Origin of the sequence: Serratia ureilytica (assembly GCF_017309605.1) — a bacterium.
Classification (GTDB): domain Bacteria; phylum Pseudomonadota; class Gammaproteobacteria; order Enterobacterales; family Enterobacteriaceae; genus Serratia; species Serratia ureilytica.
In genome coordinates this window covers 4995293-5012418 of sequence record NZ_CP071320.1, presented here as the reverse complement: position 1 = coordinate 5012418, position 17126 = coordinate 4995293, and the positions used below count along the sequence as shown (strand labels likewise).

At 58.3% G+C, this 17126-nt stretch carries 14 protein-coding genes; 6 read left to right on the top strand and 8 right to left on the bottom strand.

Going from position 1 to position 17126, the window contains the following annotated elements:
• Positions 1-69: 69 nt before the first annotated feature.
• The 6 genes from J0X03_RS23700 to J0X03_RS23675 all read right to left on the bottom strand — a co-directional run bounded on the left by J0X03_RS23700 (position 70) and on the right by J0X03_RS23675 (position 5046).
• Complete coding sequence (locus J0X03_RS23700) at positions 70-1035, bottom strand: sugar kinase (RefSeq protein ID WP_046688560.1); 966 nt, start codon at positions 1033-1035, stop codon at positions 70-72.
• A gap of 7 nt (positions 1036-1042) precedes the next feature.
• Positions 1043-1795, bottom strand: coding sequence for a sugar phosphate isomerase/epimerase family protein (locus J0X03_RS23695; protein ID WP_160203878.1), 753 nt, complete (start codon positions 1793-1795; stop codon positions 1043-1045).
• Positions 1796-1960: 165 nt separating this feature from the next.
• A complete protein-coding gene (locus tag J0X03_RS23690) occupies positions 1961-2995 on the bottom strand; it encodes a LacI family DNA-binding transcriptional regulator (protein ID WP_004933951.1) in 1035 nt (344 codons plus the stop codon).
• A 124-nt stretch (positions 2996-3119) separates the two neighbouring features.
• Entirely contained in the window at positions 3120-3782 is a 663-nt protein-coding gene (locus J0X03_RS23685; RefSeq protein ID WP_033645129.1) for an OmpA family lipoprotein, read from the bottom strand.
• 248 nt (positions 3783-4030) lie between these two features.
• Positions 4031-4483, bottom strand: coding sequence for an N-acetyltransferase (locus J0X03_RS23680; protein WP_046688561.1), 453 nt, complete (start codon positions 4481-4483; stop codon positions 4031-4033).
• A complete protein-coding gene (locus tag J0X03_RS23675; protein WP_042783395.1) occupies positions 4480-5046 on the bottom strand; it encodes a DNA-3-methyladenine glycosylase I in 567 nt (188 codons plus the stop codon). Before J0X03_RS23675 ends, J0X03_RS23680 begins: the two co-directional genes overlap by 4 nt.
• A 197-nt stretch (positions 5047-5243) precedes the next feature.
• Between J0X03_RS23675 and J0X03_RS23670 the strand changes: the two genes are divergently transcribed.
• On the top strand, positions 5244-7232 hold the full coding sequence (locus J0X03_RS23670) for an autotransporter domain-containing esterase (RefSeq protein ID WP_033645126.1): 1989 nt from the start codon (positions 5244-5246) through the stop codon (positions 7230-7232).
• A 592-nt stretch (positions 7233-7824) separates the two neighbouring features.
• Positions 7825-8571, top strand: coding sequence for a helix-turn-helix transcriptional regulator (locus J0X03_RS23665; protein WP_033645125.1), 747 nt, complete (start codon positions 7825-7827; stop codon positions 8569-8571).
• Here J0X03_RS23665 and J0X03_RS23660 read toward each other — a convergent pair.
• The gene (locus J0X03_RS23660; RefSeq protein ID WP_033645124.1) at positions 8518-9192 is read right to left on the bottom strand and encodes an acyl-homoserine-lactone synthase; all 675 of its coding nucleotides are present in this window, start codon (positions 9190-9192) and stop codon (positions 8518-8520) included. The genes J0X03_RS23665 and J0X03_RS23660 overlap by 54 nt on opposite strands.
• Before the next feature lie 474 nt (positions 9193-9666).
• Here J0X03_RS23660 and glyQ point away from each other — a divergent pair, with 474 nt between their 5' ends.
• Positions 9667-10584, top strand: a complete 918-nt coding sequence (glyQ, locus tag J0X03_RS23655) for a glycine--tRNA ligase subunit alpha (protein ID WP_004933966.1) — start codon at positions 9667-9669, stop codon at positions 10582-10584.
• 9 nt (positions 10585-10593) lie between these two features.
• Positions 10594-12663 (top strand): glycine--tRNA ligase subunit beta, encoded by a 2070-nt coding sequence (gene glyS, locus J0X03_RS23650; RefSeq protein ID WP_033645123.1) that lies wholly within the window; start codon positions 10594-10596, stop codon positions 12661-12663.
• A gap of 40 nt (positions 12664-12703) precedes the next feature.
• Here the strand turns inward: glyS and J0X03_RS23645 are convergent, their stop codons facing one another.
• Positions 12704-13708, bottom strand: coding sequence for a Fic family protein (locus J0X03_RS23645; RefSeq protein WP_060660858.1), 1005 nt, complete (start codon positions 13706-13708; stop codon positions 12704-12706).
• A 219-nt stretch (positions 13709-13927) separates the two neighbouring features.
• On the opposite strand from J0X03_RS23645, the gene J0X03_RS23640 reads away from it, so the two are divergent.
• Positions 13928-14647, top strand: a complete 720-nt coding sequence (locus J0X03_RS23640) for a DUF3053 domain-containing protein (RefSeq protein WP_025304780.1) — start codon at positions 13928-13930, stop codon at positions 14645-14647.
• A 542-nt stretch (positions 14648-15189) separates the two neighbouring features.
• The gene (locus J0X03_RS23635; protein ID WP_033652307.1) at positions 15190-17103 is read left to right on the top strand and encodes a PTS mannitol transporter subunit IICBA; all 1914 of its coding nucleotides are present in this window, start codon (positions 15190-15192) and stop codon (positions 17101-17103) included.
• Positions 17104-17126 lie beyond the last annotated feature (23 nt).

The following is a 17126-nucleotide window of genomic DNA, read 5'->3' as shown; positions in this document are numbered from 1 at the left end:
TGCTCTCCCGACGCGTCCCGGTTGTAGGGCCAGAGGCTGACGTCATGCGGAGAAGTCGTTTTTTTATTGTTATTCGGCCAGCGCCGCGCGGGTCGGCAGGCCTTCGCTGTCGCCGATGGCCTGGATCGCCAGCGAGCCGATTTTGTTGCCGCGTTGCACCGCCTGTACCAGCGTTTTGCCTTCCAGCAGGGCGCTGAGGGTGCCGACGGCAAAGCCGTCACCCGCCCCTACGGTATCCACCACGTTGTCGACCTTGACCGCGGCCACCGCCGCTTTATCGCCGGCGGCGGTTTTAAACCAGGCGCCGTCCGGGCCGGTTTTGATGATCACCGCCTGCACGCCGCGCTCCAGATAGAAATCGGCGATGCCTTCCGGCGTCGACTGGCCGGTGAGGATCTGTCCCTCTTTCAACCCCGGCAGCACCCAGTCGGCGGCGAACGCCAGCTGGTTCAGCTGCTCGATCATCACCTCGCGGCTGGGCCACAGCACCGGGCGCAGATTGGGATCGAACGAAATGGTTTTGCCCATGGCGCGCATCTCGCGCGCCGCATGGTGGCACAGCGCCAGCGATTCGCCGGACAGCGCCGCCGCCACGCCGCTCAGGTGCAGGTGGCGCGCGGAACCGAAATACTCGCGGTTGAAATCGGCGACTGACAGGCGGCTGGCCGCCGAGCCTTTACGGAAATATTCCACGCTGGGATCGGTACCATCGGTAGTCTTGGATTTCACCTGAAAACCGGTCGGATAGTGGCCGTCGACCGTCACCTGCCGGTAGTTGATGCCTTCTTTTTTCAGCTGCTGCAGGGTGAAGCGGCCAAACGAGTCGTTGCCGACGCGGCTGACCCAGCCGACGTTCATGCCCAGACGGGCCAGGCCGATCGCCACGTTCAGTTCGGCGCCGGCGATGCGTTTGGTGAAGGTTTCCACCTCCGCCAAATCGCCGGTCTGCGCCGCCACGAACATCGCCATGGCTTCACCCAGAGTGACCACATCCAGGGGCGCCTGCTGCGCCGTCGTTGCCGTTAACGTTGTCATCATGGGGTTACTCCGCACGCAAAATATTGACGTAATGGCGGGTGACGGCTTCCAGGTCATCACCCTGCAACGGGAATTCGATGCCGCGCGGCGCATCGTGCGGCAGGCGGGCCAGCAGATCGCGCCAGTTGCCGTCGGTATCGTCCAGCGCAATGGCGCGCCAGCCGCGCGGACCTTGCGTGGCGGCCTTGACGTGCACGTAACCGACGTGGCGGGCCAGGCGCTCGGCGGCGGCGAAGGCGTCTTGCCCCACCCACAGCCAGTTGGCCATATCGAAGGTCATGCTGACCGGCAGGTGGCTATCTTCCGCTGCATGGAAAAAGGCGTTCAGCATCGACAAAATGCCGCAGTCCGGCGTTTGGTCGTTCTCGACCACCAGTTTGACCGGATGTTGCTCCAGCGCCACTTTCAGCTCGGTAAAATCGAAGCCGGGGCGGAAATGGCCGAGGGAGAGCTTCAGCTGGCGCGCGTTCAGCGCCTGCGCTTCCGCCAGCAGCGCCGGCAGGTCGGGATTCAGCGTATGTTGCGGAGTGAACAGCGCCTCAGGGGCGGAATAGACGGCGAACAGCTGCTGGCGTTCTATCTCCTGGGCCAGCGCAGGCAGGCTGTCCAGTTCGCCGGCGGCGAACAGTTCGCGGCGGATCTCCACCCCGTCGGCGCCAGCGCCGGCAATGATGGACAACAGCGCGCGCTGGCCGCCCTGTTGTTTGACGGTATCGGCGCCGTAGGCGCCGGTGACCACGATGATTTCTGTTTTCATTTTGACTCCTGAGGCGGCATTGTCGCCGCCGCTGCTGTTACCGGTACGTTAAATGGAACCGGTTCCAGTAGAAAGCGACAGAGTGTAAAAATATGATCGCAATCACGAAGCTGAGCAAAAAACAGCCGATGAAGGCGGGGCGGTTAAGGCCCCGGAGAAGGCGGGTTAGCGGGTGGTGGAGCCGCGGACGATCAGCTCGCCGGAGAACATCTGCTCGCCGCTGGGGGCGGCCAGACCCTGAATACGCTGCACCAGCCGCTCCAGCGCCGCGTGCCCCATTTGGTAGGTGGGTTGTTTCAGCGTGGTGATGCCGACGCCCGCCAGTTCCGCCCACTCCAGCTCGTCGAAGCCCAGCAGGCCGATGTCGTTGCCCCACTGGATGCCGAGCCGGCGCATGGCGCGCGCCACCTGCAGTGTCAGGGCGCCGTTGGCGGAGATCACCGCCTTGCGCATGCCGCGATGACGGCCGCTGAAATCGCTCAGCACCTGTTCCAGTTTTTGCCGATCGTTGAGCGGCGTTTCGGCCTGCTCCGCCAGCAGCGCAGGGTGCTGCGCCATGGTATGCCTGAAGGCGTGCAGGCGTTCCAGGCGGGTATTGACCGTACCGAGCGGTTCGCTGAGGAACAGGATCGCTTCGAAGCCTTGTTGCAGCAGGTGCTCGGTGGCGACGGTGGCGGCTTCGCGGTTGTTCAGGCCCACTACGTCGCAGGCGAAGTCGGGGATTTTGCGGTCGATCAGCACCATCGGCAGCATCGACTGTTGCAGCGTGGATAACGCTTCCTCGCGCATGCCGACCGCGTTGACCACGATGCCTTCCACCCGGTAACTGCTGAGCAGCTGCAGGTAGTGCTGTTCCTGATTGACTTCGTTGTTGGTGTTGCACACCAGCAGGGTAAAGCCGTGTTGGCGGCAGGCGGCCTCGATGCCGCGCATCACGTCCACCGAATAGGGGTTGGTGATATCGGCGAGGATCAGGCCGATCAGGCGCGTTTGGCCGCCCTTCAGGCTGCGCGCCATCTGGCTTGGGCGGTAGTCGAGCTGCTGGATCGCCTGTTCGATGCGCTGTTTGAGATCGTCGGAAAGCAGGTGCTGTTCACCATTCAGATAGCGTGACACGCTGGTCTTGCCGGTTTTGGCGATGCTCGCTACATCGCTGATGGTGGCGCGTCCTGAGGCGCGCGTTGCCTTGACAGTGCTCACAGCCGATCCCTCCTGCGGTTAATTGCCAAGGAGACTACCATACCCGGCGTGCGGGCGGGAATGTTGAAGGATAAGGAGAAAATCGCAGGGAAGCGGCGGGGCGCCGGTGGCGCCCCGCGCGGGATTATTGCAGCGGGCTGAGGGTGATCTCGACGCGGCGGTTTTGCGCCTTGCCTTCCGCGGTGCTGTTGGACGCGATCGGGTTGTCCGGGCCGGCACCGGCGGTGCGGATACGGTTCGCCGCCACGCCCTGGGTGATCAGCGCGCTGGCTACGCCATCGGCGCGCTGCTGCGACAGGTTCATGTTGAGCGAACGGGAACCGGTGCTGTCGGTGTAGCCGATGACGTTGACTGCGGTTTTCGGATACTCTTTCAGCACCATGGCGACGCCGGTCAGGGTATTGGCGCCCGCCGGTTTCAGCGTAGCGCTGCTGCTGTCGAAGGTCACGTTGTTCGGCATGTTCAGCACGATGTTGTCGCCCTGACGGGTGACGCTGACGCCGGTGCCTTTCATCTTGTCGCGCAGTTTGGCTTCCTGCACGTCCATGTAATAGCCAGCGCCGCCGCCGAGCGCCGCACCGGCCGCCGCGCCGATCAGCGCGCCCTTGCCGCGATCTTTCTTGGAAGAGGACAGTACGCCGACGCCGGCGCCCAGTGCGGCCCCGAGGCCCGCGCCGATGCCGGACTTGCCGACTTCGGATTCGCCGGTGTAAGGGTTGGTGGTACAGGCCGACAGCGTGAGCGCGACGCTCACTGCGCCGGCAATAATTGCAATGCGTTTTTTCATGTTCTTGTCCTTAATGGCATCAATATCTGTACGCGCCGGCCCAACACGGGGGCGCAAAAAAGTAGGCGACGCAGGTGGGGCCCGCATCACCGCGCTACTATGACGCGTTGGCTCGCCGGCAGTTCCGGAGAAAAACGTGACAAATGATGAGCGCGGGTAAGTGCTGGGGGAGTTATGCGACAAAACGCCGGGCGGCGCCATGCAGCGGATTCCTAATTGCGCGCCGCCAGGGCGCGAATGCGCCTTTTTTAACCGTAACCGGTTGAATTCTCGATTGCCGGCCAGTTCATGATCAGCGTATAGGCCTGGGTTTCGTCGTTAAACAGGCGCTGCGTCACCTGAAAACCGTGCTTGTGGTAAAACGCGCAGGCGCGCAGGTTTTGCTGATAAACCTCCAGGCTGAGCCGGCGGTAGCGCTGCTGCACGTGCGTCATCAGCGCCTGGGCGACGCCGCGGCCGTGATACGCCCGATCGACAAACAGCGCGCCGATGAACTGTTCGTCCAGCACGCTGATAAAGCCGACGATCTCGTTTTCATGCCAGCAGGCCCAGCTCTGCGCGCGCGGCAGGTAATTTTCCCGCACCAGTGCGGCGCTTTCACGCCAGTATTTTTCCGCCACGAACGGATGGGCGGCGATGGTGCTGGGCAGCCACAGCGCCATCAGCCGGTCGATATCCGCCGGGCCACAGGGGCGGATCACCGTGGCTTTGGGTAGCACATGCACCCCGTGAGATGATCGTTCACCAGCCCGCTGGCCTGCATGAAGGCGTAACAGATGGTGGAGCCGATAAACTTGAAGCCGCGCTTTTTCAACGCCTTGGACATGGCGTCTGACTGCTCGGTTTTGGCCGGAACCTGGTTCAGCGCCTGCCAGCGGTTGAGCTGGGGCCGGCCGCCGACGAAGTCCCATATGAAGGTGACGAAATTCTCGCCGGCCGCCTCCATCGCCAGATAGGCTTTGGCGTTGGTGATGATGGCTTCTATCTTGCCGCGGTGACGGATGATGCCGCTGTCTTGCAGCAGCCTTTCCACGTCTTGTTCGGTCATGGCGGCGACCCGCTGCGGATCGAAATCATGGAAGGCGCGGCGGTAGTTCTCGCGCTTTTTCAGCACGGTGATCCAGGAAAGACCGGCCTGTTGTCCCTCCAGACACAGCATTTCAAACAGCTCGCGCGCGTCGGTGGTGGGCGTGCCCCATTCCTTGTCGTGATACTCGAGATACAACGGATCGGCCGTCACCCAACCGCAACGTTCGTCTGCCATCCTGAATGTCCTTATGCTGTGTTTATGAACAGTAATCATCGCTCGAAGCGGTGAACTTGGCAAGCCTCTGATTGTTTTGTCCGCAGCCCCGCTTGACGTGACGAAAAAGCCGACAATAGTTACTACATGGCCGGTGGAAAACCGGCCAACGATAAAAACGACATTGCCTTCATTTGCAGGCTCTCAGGAGTCGATTCATGCCTCTAAAAATAACATGCATGCCCCGCCCGGCGGCGCTTGCAGTGGCGTTACTTTGCAGTGTGACCCTTCCGGTTCAGGCGTATGACCAACTCTACGTCTTTGGCGACAGCCTGAGTGATACCGGCAACAACGGCCGGTTCACCTATGACGGCAGTCAGCACCTGCTGTACGACGAAGCGTTGGCGCAACGCATCGGTGCGGCGCTGGTGGCCTCGGACAACGGCGGTGAAAACTACGCCGCCGGCGGCGCCGTGGCGGTGCCGGGCCTGAACCCGGTCGACAACACCCAGGATCAGGTGCAGCGCTACCTGAATCGGGTTAACGGCCAGGCCGATGGCGACGGTTTGTATATTCACTGGATTGGCGGTAACGATTTGGCGGCGGCGGCGTTGAACGCCGCTACCGCGCCCGGCGTGGCCTATAACAGCGCCGCGGCCGCCGCCGCGCAGGTGCATTCGCTGCTGAACGCCGGCGCCGGCACGGTGATCGTGCCGACGGTGCCGAACATCGGCTCCACGCCGCAGCTGATGGAGCTAATCATTCAGCAGGCGCTGCCGCCGGTACAGGGGGCGGCGATTCAGGCGGCCTATGCCACGCTCAATTCGGTGGCTACCCCGGACAACGCTTCGCGCACGCAGGCGATCCACGCGGCGTTGGCCGCCGCGGCGAAGCAGGGCAGCGCGATCCCTCAGGTGCAGCAGGCGATCGCCGCCCAGCTTGTGGCGGCGTATGACAGCCTGAGCGCGCAGGCCGCTCAGCTGACCGATTTCTATAATCAAAGCGAAGACCGTTTGCTGGCGCAGGGGGGCGGCAATATCGTGCGGGTGGACGTGAACAAGCTGTTCGCAGAAGCGATCGCCAATCCGGCGCAGTTCGGCTTCGCCAACACGGCCGGCATGGCTTGTCCGGCGGGCGTTTCCTCGGCGGTTTGCCGTTCCGACATGCCCGGCTTCGACGCCGGCCAGTCCTATCTGTTCTCCGACCATTTCCACCCCAGCCCGCAGGCGCACCTGCTGATTGCGGATTATATCCAGGCGGTGTTGGATGGCCCGGCGCAGGTGGTGGCGCTGAATCAGGCGACGGCGGCGATGGCGCGTGACAGCCGCGCCACGCTCGACAGCCGTTTCCAGCAGCTGCGCAACGGCGACAATCCGCAGGGCTCGCTGGGCGTGTTCGGCGGCTACGCAGGCCAACACTATGACTATGCCGATAACCGGGCGGCGGGGGATGGCAACGCCACCACCCACAACCTGACCGTCGGCGTGGACTATCAACTGACCGACAGCTGGTTGATCGGTGCGTTGATCGCCGGTTCCAACGACGATCAGCATCCTTCCAGCCGCTATGACTACAAGGCGCGTGGGGTGCTGCTGTCGGCCTTCAGTTCGCTGGCCATATTCGAGCAGGGATGGGTCAATGCCGATCTGCACTATGCGACGATGGATTATGACGACATCCGTCGCAGCATGCGGTTGGGGCCGCTGACGCGCACCGAAACCGGTTCGACCTCCGGCAAGCAGTGGGGCGCGCGCGTGACCGCCGGCTATGACTTCCCTATCGCTGCTTACCTCACCACCGGGCCGGTGGCGCAGTTCGCCTGGGATTACAGCCATGTGTCCGGCTACAGCGAAGACGGTGATGACAGCACCGCCATGCGCTTCAACGATCAAACCTATCATTCGCAGATCGGCGCGTTGGGCTGGCGGTTGGATACGCAATTCGGCGTGTTTAACCCCTATGCGGAAGTGAGTTATCAGCATCAGTTCGGCGATGACGTCTACCGCGCCGGCGGCGGCCTGAAATCGACGCAAACCTCATTTACTCGCGACAGTGCGGGTCAGGACAAAAACTGGGTGGATGTCACGCTGGGGGCCAACATGCCGTTGACGGATAGAGTGTCGGCCTTCGCCACCGTCTCGCAAACCGGCGGCCTGAGCAGCGGCGAGCAGTTTATGTATAACGTCGGCGTCAGCGCGCGCTTCTGAGAACTCTCGGGAGAGGATAGAGCCTGTGACGGCGAGATGGCGAGGCGATGTGGGCGGATGAGACTGTACTTTAGTACAACTATCATTTATCGCTGAAAGTTCTTATCGTTATTGCATAACGATAAAATACAGCGCTACAAAAAAAAACTGATCCTATAAAGGATCAGGTAGCCACTTGGCCAACACCAGGGAAAATTTTGGTTATTATTGTATATCCAAATCTTCACTGTCAATGGCTTTTTCCCTTCATCATCGGATGCGGGGCGTTTTCGCCTACCTGTCTGGCCCCCTCTCATCTTCAACGCGACAGAACGCTTTTGTCAGATGCATGTCATGATGCCGAGTTGTTATGATTTTGTTTTCTTTGTGTTTCTTTGCCGGATAATGCCCTCTGCCGCCCCTTCTTCAGCGACGCGCTTATTTCTCGATTAAATTAATTTCCCCTCCGAAATTATTTTAATTGACTCTTTAAAACGCCTGTTGATTATTAACGCTTCCTATTATGCCTGTCGGTTTAATTTACTTGGCGGCGCAACCGGGTTATACTCTTCTCAGTTTTATAGTGATGTTATTTCTTGAAGAGGATTGGTGAGTGTCTAACTTTTTTTTCAATAATGAAACCATTAATGCCTCTATAAAAGAAGAGTTGGAACGCGGGCTGAGCAAATACAATAATATAAAATATGCCTATGCTATAATGAATAAAAGAAATCCGACTAGCTTTTCAATCATTTCCAATAGGACGGAGTGGTTCGAGTTTTATATCAAAAATAACTATCAGTTTATTGATCCCGTTTTGATTACCGCATCGCATAGAATCACCCCGTTTACCTGGGATAAAGATTTGGAAATTGGCGCAGGATTAAAATTGCCAAAGATTTTTGATATGGCCAAGAACTACAATATTATTAATGGGTATACTTTCGTCTTGCACGATCATCATCATAATCTGGTGGTGTTATCCATTATGTTGGATAAGCATTGTGATGCGGATGTTGAACAGCAGATTGACAATAATAAGGCCGAAATTCAAATGCTGCTGATTACCATGCACGGAAAAATGACGGCGCTCTACCAGGAAATGAGCACGCCTGCTGACTTTGAAAAAATGAACCAGCGGGAGTTTTTCTCCAAGCGTGAAAATGAGATCATCTACTGGGCGAGCTTAGGTAAATCCTATCAAGAAATTGCCCTTATCCTGGGAATAAAACTCACCACCGTAAAATATCACATCGGCAACGCCGTCAAAAAGCTTGGCGTCACCAATGCCAAACATGCCATCAGGTTAGGTGTGGAGCTGCAGCTCATCCGGCCGCTTCTCGCTGACTCGGAAGGATAATGGCCAGGAATCCAACGGGTTATCCCACTTTGTGGCGTGTTGGTTGATGCGCGCCAGCAATCTGTTCCGGTTGACATCGTCTATCGGCAGATAGATCAGATAAATATTTTTATTCTTTTCGGAGCATCCGGTTTTTACCACCGAGATATGCCAGCCGGAGCGTTGGAAAATAATGCGCATCGGGTGACTGATAATGGCGTATATGCCTTCGTAGCCGCAGCTTCTTGCATAGTTTATCATCGACAGGAAAAGCATGGTGCTAATTGGCGCTTGATGGAGTTGAAGTGCTTGAATGCGCGCCTTGTCTATAAATAATCTGCTGGCTTCAACGTAATTCCCTTCGGGGAGTTTTATATCGTTAAAGTAATTGTCGAATACGCCATCGCTGATCATGTTTGGGTATTTCGTTTCGATAAATCGCAAGCTGCAAATGACGTGATCTTGGTAGGTACCGAAAATATAGGTGGCGTGACGGTTGTCGTATTCGTCAAACTCCATGTTATTTTCGCAATTAACGAGCCAGTCTAAACGGTCTTTAAACGTTTTTTTTCTTAAAGAGAATAGTTCTTTCGATCTGTTATCTGGCAGCAAATTATAGTCTACGTCAAAGAGCTCTATCATTTTCAATCTTTTTCCTAAGCGACTTAAATGGCTTTTTAGCTGCGGCTGTTATTTGTTCTTGTTATACTACCAGAGTCACTATGGCAAGTAAATTTCAGTCGATGCCGCGTCGGTAAGAATAAAGTAAATATATAACACTGAGTTATGTTTTTTTTCATTCCATTCACTTATTTGAATATTGTTCAACACGCCTGTTGTTTGTCGAAGAAGCCTCAAGCTGCCGGTAGTGGAAGCATGCGGGGGATGAATCGGCGTTTCTCTAAAGCCAGCCGATACCCGAGCCTGCGAAAGCGGTGCGGTACCTCGCCTTCTGCGGCGCCGATGCTGCCGACGGTTTTCTTGGCCGACGGGTGAAAATCCAGCGCTTCTTGCCCCGATTCGCACTTGTTGCCGGATTCTGGCTGTATATCTTACGGTCAAAGGGTATACTGGCGCATTCCATATAAATCCACTTGTATCGCGTGCGAATTCAACATGCAAAAGTTTGATACCAAGACCTTCCAGGGCCTGATCCTGACACTGCAGGATTATTGGGCGCGCCAGGGCTGCACCATCGTTCAACCATTGGACATGGAAGTCGGCGCGGGAACCTCACACCCGATGACGTGCCTGCGCGCACTGGGGCCGGAGCCGATGGCCGCCGCTTATGTGCAGCCATCCCGTCGCCCGACCGACGGCCGCTACGGCGAAAACCCGAACCGTCTGCAGCACTACTATCAGTTCCAGGTGGTGATTAAGCCATCGCCGGACAACATTCAGGAACTCTACCTGGGCTCGCTGAAAGAGCTGGGTCTGGATCCGACTATCCACGACATCCGCTTCGTGGAAGACAACTGGGAAAACCCGACGCTCGGCGCCTGGGGCCTGGGTTGGGAAGTGTGGCTGAACGGCATGGAAGTGACGCAGTTCACCTACTTCCAGCAGGTCGGCGGCCTGGAGTGCAAGCCGGTGACCGGCGAGATCACCTATGGCCTGGAGCGTCTGGCGATGTATATCCAGGGCGTGGACAGCGTGTACGATCTGGTGTGGAGCAACGGCCCGCTGGGCGTCACCACCTACGGCGACGTGTTCCATCAGAACGAAGTGGAGCAGTCCACCTACAACTTCGAATACGCCGACGTCGACTTCCTGTTCTCCTGCTTCGAGCAGTACGAGAAAGAAGCCCAATCGCTGCTGGCGCTGGAAAAACCGCTGCCGCTGCCGGCCTACGAACGCATCCTGAAGGCGGGCCATACCTTCAACCTGCTGGACGCGCGCAAGGCGATTTCGGTGACCGAGCGTCAACGCTACATTCTGCGCATCCGCACGCTGACCAAAGCCGTTGCCGAAGCCTACTACGCTTCCCGCGAAGCGCTGGGCTTCCCGATGTGCAACAAGAAGAACGAGAACTAAGAGGCAGCCATGACTCAACAGACTTTCCTGGTGGAAATCGGCACGGAAGAGCTGCCGCCGAAGGCTCTTCGTTCCCTGGCGGAATCTTTCGCCGCCAACTTCACCGCCGAGCTGGACAACGCCGGCCTGGAACACGGTGACGTGAGCTGGTTCGCCGCACCGCGCCGTCTGGCGCTGAAAGTGGCCAACCTGAGCGCGGCGCAGGCCGATCGCGAAATTGAAAAACGCGGCCCGGCGATCGCTCAGGCGTTCGACGCCGAAGGCAAACCGAGCAAAGCGGCCGAAGGCTGGGCGCGCGGCTGCGGCATCACCGTCGATCAGGCGGAGCGCCTGGTGACCGACAAGGGCGAGTGGTTGATGTACCGCGCCCATGTCAAAGGCCAGTCGGCGCAACAACTGCTGGCCGGCATGGTCAGCACCGCGCTCGGCAAGCTGCCGATCCCGAAACTGATGCGCTGGGGCGATTCCGACGTGCAGTTCGTGCGTCCGGTGCACACCGTCACGATGCTGCTGGGCGCCGATCTGATCCCGGGCACCGTGCTGGGCATCGAATCCGCGCGCACCGTGCGCGGCCACCGCTTCATGGGCGAAGCCGAGTTCACCCTCGACAATGCAGACCAATACCCGCAGATCCTGCTGGAGCGCGGCAAAGTGGTCGCTGACTACGAAGCGCGCAAAGCCCTTATCAAACGCGACGCCGAACTGGCGGCGCAGAAGATCGGCGGCAAGGCCGATCTGAGCGACAGCCTGCTGGAAGAAGTGGCCTCGCTGGTGGAATGGCCGGTGGTGCTGACCGCCAAATTCGAAGAGAAATTCCTGGCGGTGCCGGCGGAAGCGCTGGTGTACACCATGAAGGGCGACCAGAAGTATTTCCCGGTGTACGACGCCGCAGGCAAACTGCTGCCTAACTTTATCTTCGTGGCCAACATCGAGTCGAAAGACCCGCAGCAGATCATCTCCGGCAACGAGAAGGTGGTGCGTCCGCGTTTGGCCGACGCCGAGTTCTTCTTCAACACCGACCGCAAAAAACGTCTGGAAGACAACCTGCCGCGCCTGGAAACCGTGCTGTTCCAACAGCAGCTGGGCACCCTGCGCGACAAAACCGATCGCATCCAGGCGCTGGCGGGCTGGGTTGCCGGCCAGATTGGCGCCGACGTCAACCACGCCACCCGTGCTGGCCTGTTGTCGAAGTGTGACCTGATGACCAACATGGTGTTCGAATTCACCGACACCCAGGGCGTGATGGGCATGCATTATGCGCGCCACGACGGTGAGGCGGAAGACGTCGCCGTTGCGCTGAACGAGCAGTATCAGCCGCGCTACGCCGGTGATGCGCTGCCGCAGTCGCTGGTGGCCTGCTCGCTGGCGATCGCCGACAAGATGGACACCCTGGCCGGCATCTTCGGCATCGGGCAGCATCCGAAGGGCGATAAAGACCCGTTCGCGCTGCGCCGCGCCGCGCTGGGCGTGTTGCGCATCATCGTCGAGAAAAACCTGCCATTGGATCTGCAGACTCTGACCGAAGAGGCCGTGCGCCTGTACGGCAGCAAGTTGACCAATGCCAAGGTGGTCGACGACGTGGTGGAATTCATGCTGGGTCGTTTCCGTGCCTGGTATCAGGAAGAAGGCCACGCGGTCGATACCATTCAGGCGGTGCTGGCGCGCCGTCCGACCAAACCGGCCGACTTCGACGCGCGCGTCAAGGCGGTATCCCATTTCCGTACGCTGGACGAGGCGGCGGCATTGGCTGCGGCCAACAAACGCGTCTCCAACATTCTGGCCAAGTCTACCGAAACGCTGAACGACAGCGTGCGCGCCTCGGTGCTGAAGGATGCGGCGGAGATCCAGCTGGCGACTCACCTGGTGGTGCTGCGCGACAAGCTGCAGCCGTACTTCGCGGCGGGCAACTACCAGGAAGCGCTGGTGGAACTGGCCGCGCTGCGTGAGCCGGTGGATGCGTTCTTCGACAACGTGATGGTAATGGCGGACGATGCGGAAGTGCGCGTTAACCGTCTGACGCTGCTGAGCAAACTGCGTGAGCTGTTCCTGCAGGTGGCGGATATCTCCGTGCTGCAGTAAGCGATTCTTTGCTGTGAAAAGGCGCCTGCGGGCGCCTTTTTTATGGTTGGCGTAACAGTCTGATACCGGCAGCGGTCAAGCGATAGCGTTGTAAACGGCTCTTGGGTTTATCCGGTAGCGTCATTTCAATCCAACCCGCATTCAAGGCCGGCTGTAGATAGCGCTCGCGGAAAGATTTTCGATCTTGCAACTGTAGAACATTCTGGAGTGCTTCTCGCGACATCTCCCCTTGCAGCGCCGCTAGCAAGTCAGCGACTTGGGGGGTGACTTGGGGGGTGACTTGGGGGGTAATGCTCAGCTCAAGCGCTTTTAGAATCATTTCCAGCATGAATTCAACGAAGGGTGAGCAATCGGTCTTTTGGTTGCTGGCATTCAGCGCCTGGTAATATCCGGGTTGGTTATCATGTACCAGACTCTCAACCGGCACGTTGGCGAACAACGGATCCCAGCGTGACAAAATCAGCGTTTGCCACAACCGTCCCATACGGCCGTTTCCATCGGCAAAGGGATGGATAAATTCGAATTCATAGTGAAATACACAGCTGCCGATCAGCGGTGGCAGGTCGGTTTGTTGCAGCCAGATGAGCAATTGACGGATTAGCAACGGTACGCGTTCCGCCGGTGGAGCCATATGTATCACAACATTGCCGTTCATCACGCCGACGCCGCTTTGACGATAGCGGCCAGCATCAGGCAGTAAGCTGTTCATCAACATCCCATGTGCGGCAAGCAGATCGCGTTCATTTTCGGGATGCCAATGATTCAGGTTGGTATAGCAATGGATGGCATTCATCGCTTCCTGAACGTCACGCGGAGGGGCGATGACGCGCTTACCTGCGATGATAGCGGTGATCTGCTCTTCGCTCAGGGTATTGCCTTCGATCGCCAACGAACCTTGAATAGTGCGGATCCGATTGATGCGCCTTAGCCGCAATGCATGCTCTTGTTCCGCTTGTATCGTCAAACGGGCCAATGCGGCGCCGACGTCTGTCGCCAGATGCAGAATGGAGGGCGTGATGGTCAACGGTGGCTGATAAGAGGACATGAGCAAGTTGGCCCGACGATAAACGTTGGAAAAGTGTACCATGCGTGCGTGGCACGTGCAGTACGCCGTTTTCAACCGCCTCCGGCCGAGACAATGTTCACCGCAAGCGGAATCGCGTATCGGAACGCCGCCAGTTGATCTATTCTTATAGGCGCACGGAGTGCGGAAAAAGGGGCGGAGTCCAATGAAAAAGCAGGTTTATAACAGGAGTTATGTCACATGGCGGTAGGGATCCAGAGCAGAGGTTTCGCGCGTTGGTTGGCACCGGTATTGGCATTGTTGGTGGTCATGCAATTGACCGCCTGCGGCGATAAAGAGCCGGAACAGCGCAAAGCATTTATCGATTACTTACAGAATACCGTGATGCGCAGCGGGGCGAATATCCCCACGCTGAGCGAAGATCAGAAGCAGAAGTTCGGCAACTATGCCGGCGATTACGCGATTTTGGTCGGTTTTTCGCAGCAGTTGTCCAAATCGGTCGGCGCCAGCCTGACCCCGGCGCTGGATCAGATTAACCAGATCCGCACCGCGCAGGACTACCTGAACAAACGCGACGCGCTGCAGCAATCGGTCGGGGCGTTGAACCTGTTGGGCCAGCAGATCCAGTCGGCCAAATCGCAGGCGGATACTGCCCACGCGGCGCTGAAGCAGCCTGACGATCTGAAGGCGGTGTACAACCAGGCCTATGACAAGATAGTCACCGCCCCGGCCAACGCCTTGATGCCGGCGATCCCGACTACCGCCAGCTTTGTGCAGGATCTGGTGCAGGTCGGCGACTTCCTGCAGAGCCAGGGCAATCAGGTCAGCTTCAACAACAACGGCGTGCAGTTCCGCACTGCGCAGCAGGTGGCGCAATACAACACCATGATGTCGAATCTGGTGGCTAAGCAGCAGAACCTGATGAATGCGCAGAAAACCATTCAAAGCGTGACGCAATAATAACGCGTCCAGGCGCGAAACAGGCCGGCATTGCCGGCCTGTTTTATTTCCCCTCAGCGTTTCCAATCGCTTGCTGGCTTATTGCGCAGGCTTCTGTACTACACTTCAATTAATCCATTCATTAGGCAATGTAGTTTTCTTTCATTCATCACTTCGCTAGTTCCCGGCGGGATGAGTGCTCACAGGGAAGATCAAACAGAGCGTTGCGATCGGCGCTGCAGCTAAAAATAAATTGTGACTAATGTCACAATTCAAAAACAAAACGCCAATTTAAAAATGTGATCATAGTCACTTTATTGGGGGTTTTGTGGCGACTTTTTTCTCACTGTGCTTTTTTTACACGCCATAAATGTGATATTGGTCACTATAAAGGGTGGTTTATTGGGGTGTTGTGTGTGATTTGTATCACAAAAAATCCGTGAAGTTCGCGTGACAAAAACAGCGTGATAGAGTCCGTTTCGCATACAGCGGCAACACGGCTGGATCGTCACAACAATAATCACGCGCTCTATTGTCAGCGCGTAACAATAGGGGTGTGTTTTATGTTTTCACCAGACATCAAGGTTAAAGTGCAAAACTTTGGCCGCTTCCTGAGCAACATGGTGATGCCCAACATCGGCGCCTTTATCGCCTGGGGGATTATCACCGCGCTATTCATTCCAACCGGCTGGCTGCCGAATGAGACCTTGGCTAAGCTGGTAGGCCCGATGATCACCTACCTGCTGCCGCTGCTGATCGGCTACACCGGCGGGCGGCTGGTGGGCGGCGATCGCGGCGGCGTGGTCGGCGCCATCACCACCATGGGCGTCATCGTCGGCGCCGACATGCCGATGTTCCTCGGCGCGATGATCGCCGGCCCGCTGGGCGGTTGGGCCATCAAGCATTTCGATCGCTGGGTGGACGGCAAGATCAAAAGCGGCTTTGAAATGCTGGTGAACAACTTCTCCGCCGGCATCATCGGCATGCTGCTGGCGATCCTGGCCTTCCTGGGCATCGGGCCGCTGGTGGAGGTGCTTTCCAAGCTGCTGGCGGCGGGCGTGCACGTGATGGTGACGAACAACCTGCTGCCATTGGCGTCCATTTTCGTTGAACCGGCGAAAATCCTGTTCCTGAACAACGCCATCAACCACGGCATCTTCTCGCCGCTGGGTATTCAGCAGGCCACGGAAGCCGGCAAATCGGTGTTCTTCCTGATAGAAGCCAACCCAGGTCCGGGCATGGGCGTGCTGATGGCCTACATGTTCTTTGGCCGCGGCAGCGCCAAGCAATCCGCCGGCGGTGCGGCGATCATTCACTTCCTGGGCGGCATCCACGAAATCTACTTCCCCTACGTGCTGATGAACCCACGCTTGCTGCTGGCGGTGATCCTGGGCGGCATGACCGGCGTCTTTACCCTGACGATGCTGAACGGCGGCCTGGTTTCTCCTGCTTCCCCGGGTTCGATTTTGGCGGTGCTGGCGATGACGCCGAAAGGCGCTTACTTCGCCAACATTGCGGCGGTATGCGCAGCCTTCGCCGTCTCCTTCGTGGTATCCGCTTTCCTGCTGAAAACCTCCAAGGTGAAAGAGGATGACGATCTGGAAGCTGCGACCCGTCGCATGCAAGAGATGAAATCGCAGTCCAAAGGCGGCGCGGCGGCATCGGTCGACGGCGATCTGAGCACCGTGCGCAAAATCATCGTCGCCTGCGATGCGGGCATGGGTTCCAGCGCCATGGGCGCCGGGGTGCTGCGCAAGAAAGTGGCCGACGCCGGGCTGAAGAACATCTCGGTGACCAACAGCGCCATCAACAGCCTGCCGGACGACGTGGATCTGGTGATCACCCACCGCGATCTGACCGAGCGCGCGATGCGCCACGCGCCGCAGGCCCAGCACATCTCGCTGACCAACTTCCTCGACAGCAAGCTGTACAGCGATCTGGTCGAGCGTTTGGTGGCGGTCAACAAAACCACCGACAACCAGCAGAAGGTGCTGGGCGCGCTGGACGACAGCTTTGAAGCCGGGGAACCGAACCTGTTCAAGCTGAGCGAGAGCAACGTGTTCCTCAACCTGCAGGCCAGCGACAAAGAGCAGGCGATCCGCTTCGCCGGCGAGCAGCTGGTGAAGGGCGGCTACGTCGAGGCGGAATACGTGCCGGCGATGCTGGAGCGCGAAAAGCTCACCTCCACTTACCTGGGCGAATCGATCGCCGTGCCGCACGGCACCATCGAGGCCAAAGACCGGGTGCTGCGCACCGGCGTGGTGTTCTGTCAGTACCCACAGGGCGTGCGCTTCGGCGATGAAGAGGATGAAGTGGCCCGTCTGGTGATCGGCATCGCCGCGCGCAACAACGAGCATATTCAGGTGATCACCAGCCTGACCAACGCGCTGGATGACGAGAGCGTGATCGAGCGGCTGGCGAATACCACCAGCGTTCAGGAAGTGCTGGACCTGCTCGGCGGCAAAAAAGCCGGATAACGGAATCATTTTAAAGGGTGCAG

Coding starts and splice junctions, on each gene's coding strand:
- J0X03_RS23700 (WP_046688560.1), bottom strand. CDS start 1,035: ATGACAACGTTAACGGCAACGACGGCGCAGCAGGCGCCCCTGGATGTG.
- J0X03_RS23695 (WP_160203878.1), bottom strand. CDS start 1,795: ATGAAAACAGAAATCATCGTGGTCACCGGCGCCTACGGCGCCGATACC.
- J0X03_RS23685 (WP_033645129.1), bottom strand. CDS start 3,782: ATGAAAAAACGCATTGCAATTATTGCCGGCGCAGTGAGCGTCGCGCTC.
- J0X03_RS23675 (WP_042783395.1), bottom strand. CDS start 5,046: ATGGCAGACGAACGTTGCGGTTGGGTGACGGCCGATCCGTTGTATCTC.
- J0X03_RS23670 (WP_033645126.1), top strand. CDS start 5,244: ATGCCTCTAAAAATAACATGCATGCCCCGCCCGGCGGCGCTTGCAGTG.
- J0X03_RS23660 (WP_033645124.1), bottom strand. CDS start 9,192: ATGATAGAGCTCTTTGACGTAGACTATAATTTGCTGCCAGATAACAGA.
- glyQ (WP_004933966.1), top strand. CDS start 9,667: ATGCAAAAGTTTGATACCAAGACCTTCCAGGGCCTGATCCTGACACTG.
- glyS (WP_033645123.1), top strand. CDS start 10,594: ATGACTCAACAGACTTTCCTGGTGGAAATCGGCACGGAAGAGCTGCCG.
- J0X03_RS23645 (WP_060660858.1), bottom strand. CDS start 13,708: ATGTCCTCTTATCAGCCACCGTTGACCATCACGCCCTCCATTCTGCAT.
- J0X03_RS23640 (WP_025304780.1), top strand. CDS start 13,928: ATGGCGGTAGGGATCCAGAGCAGAGGTTTCGCGCGTTGGTTGGCACCG.
- J0X03_RS23635 (WP_033652307.1), top strand. CDS start 15,190: ATGTTTTCACCAGACATCAAGGTTAAAGTGCAAAACTTTGGCCGCTTC.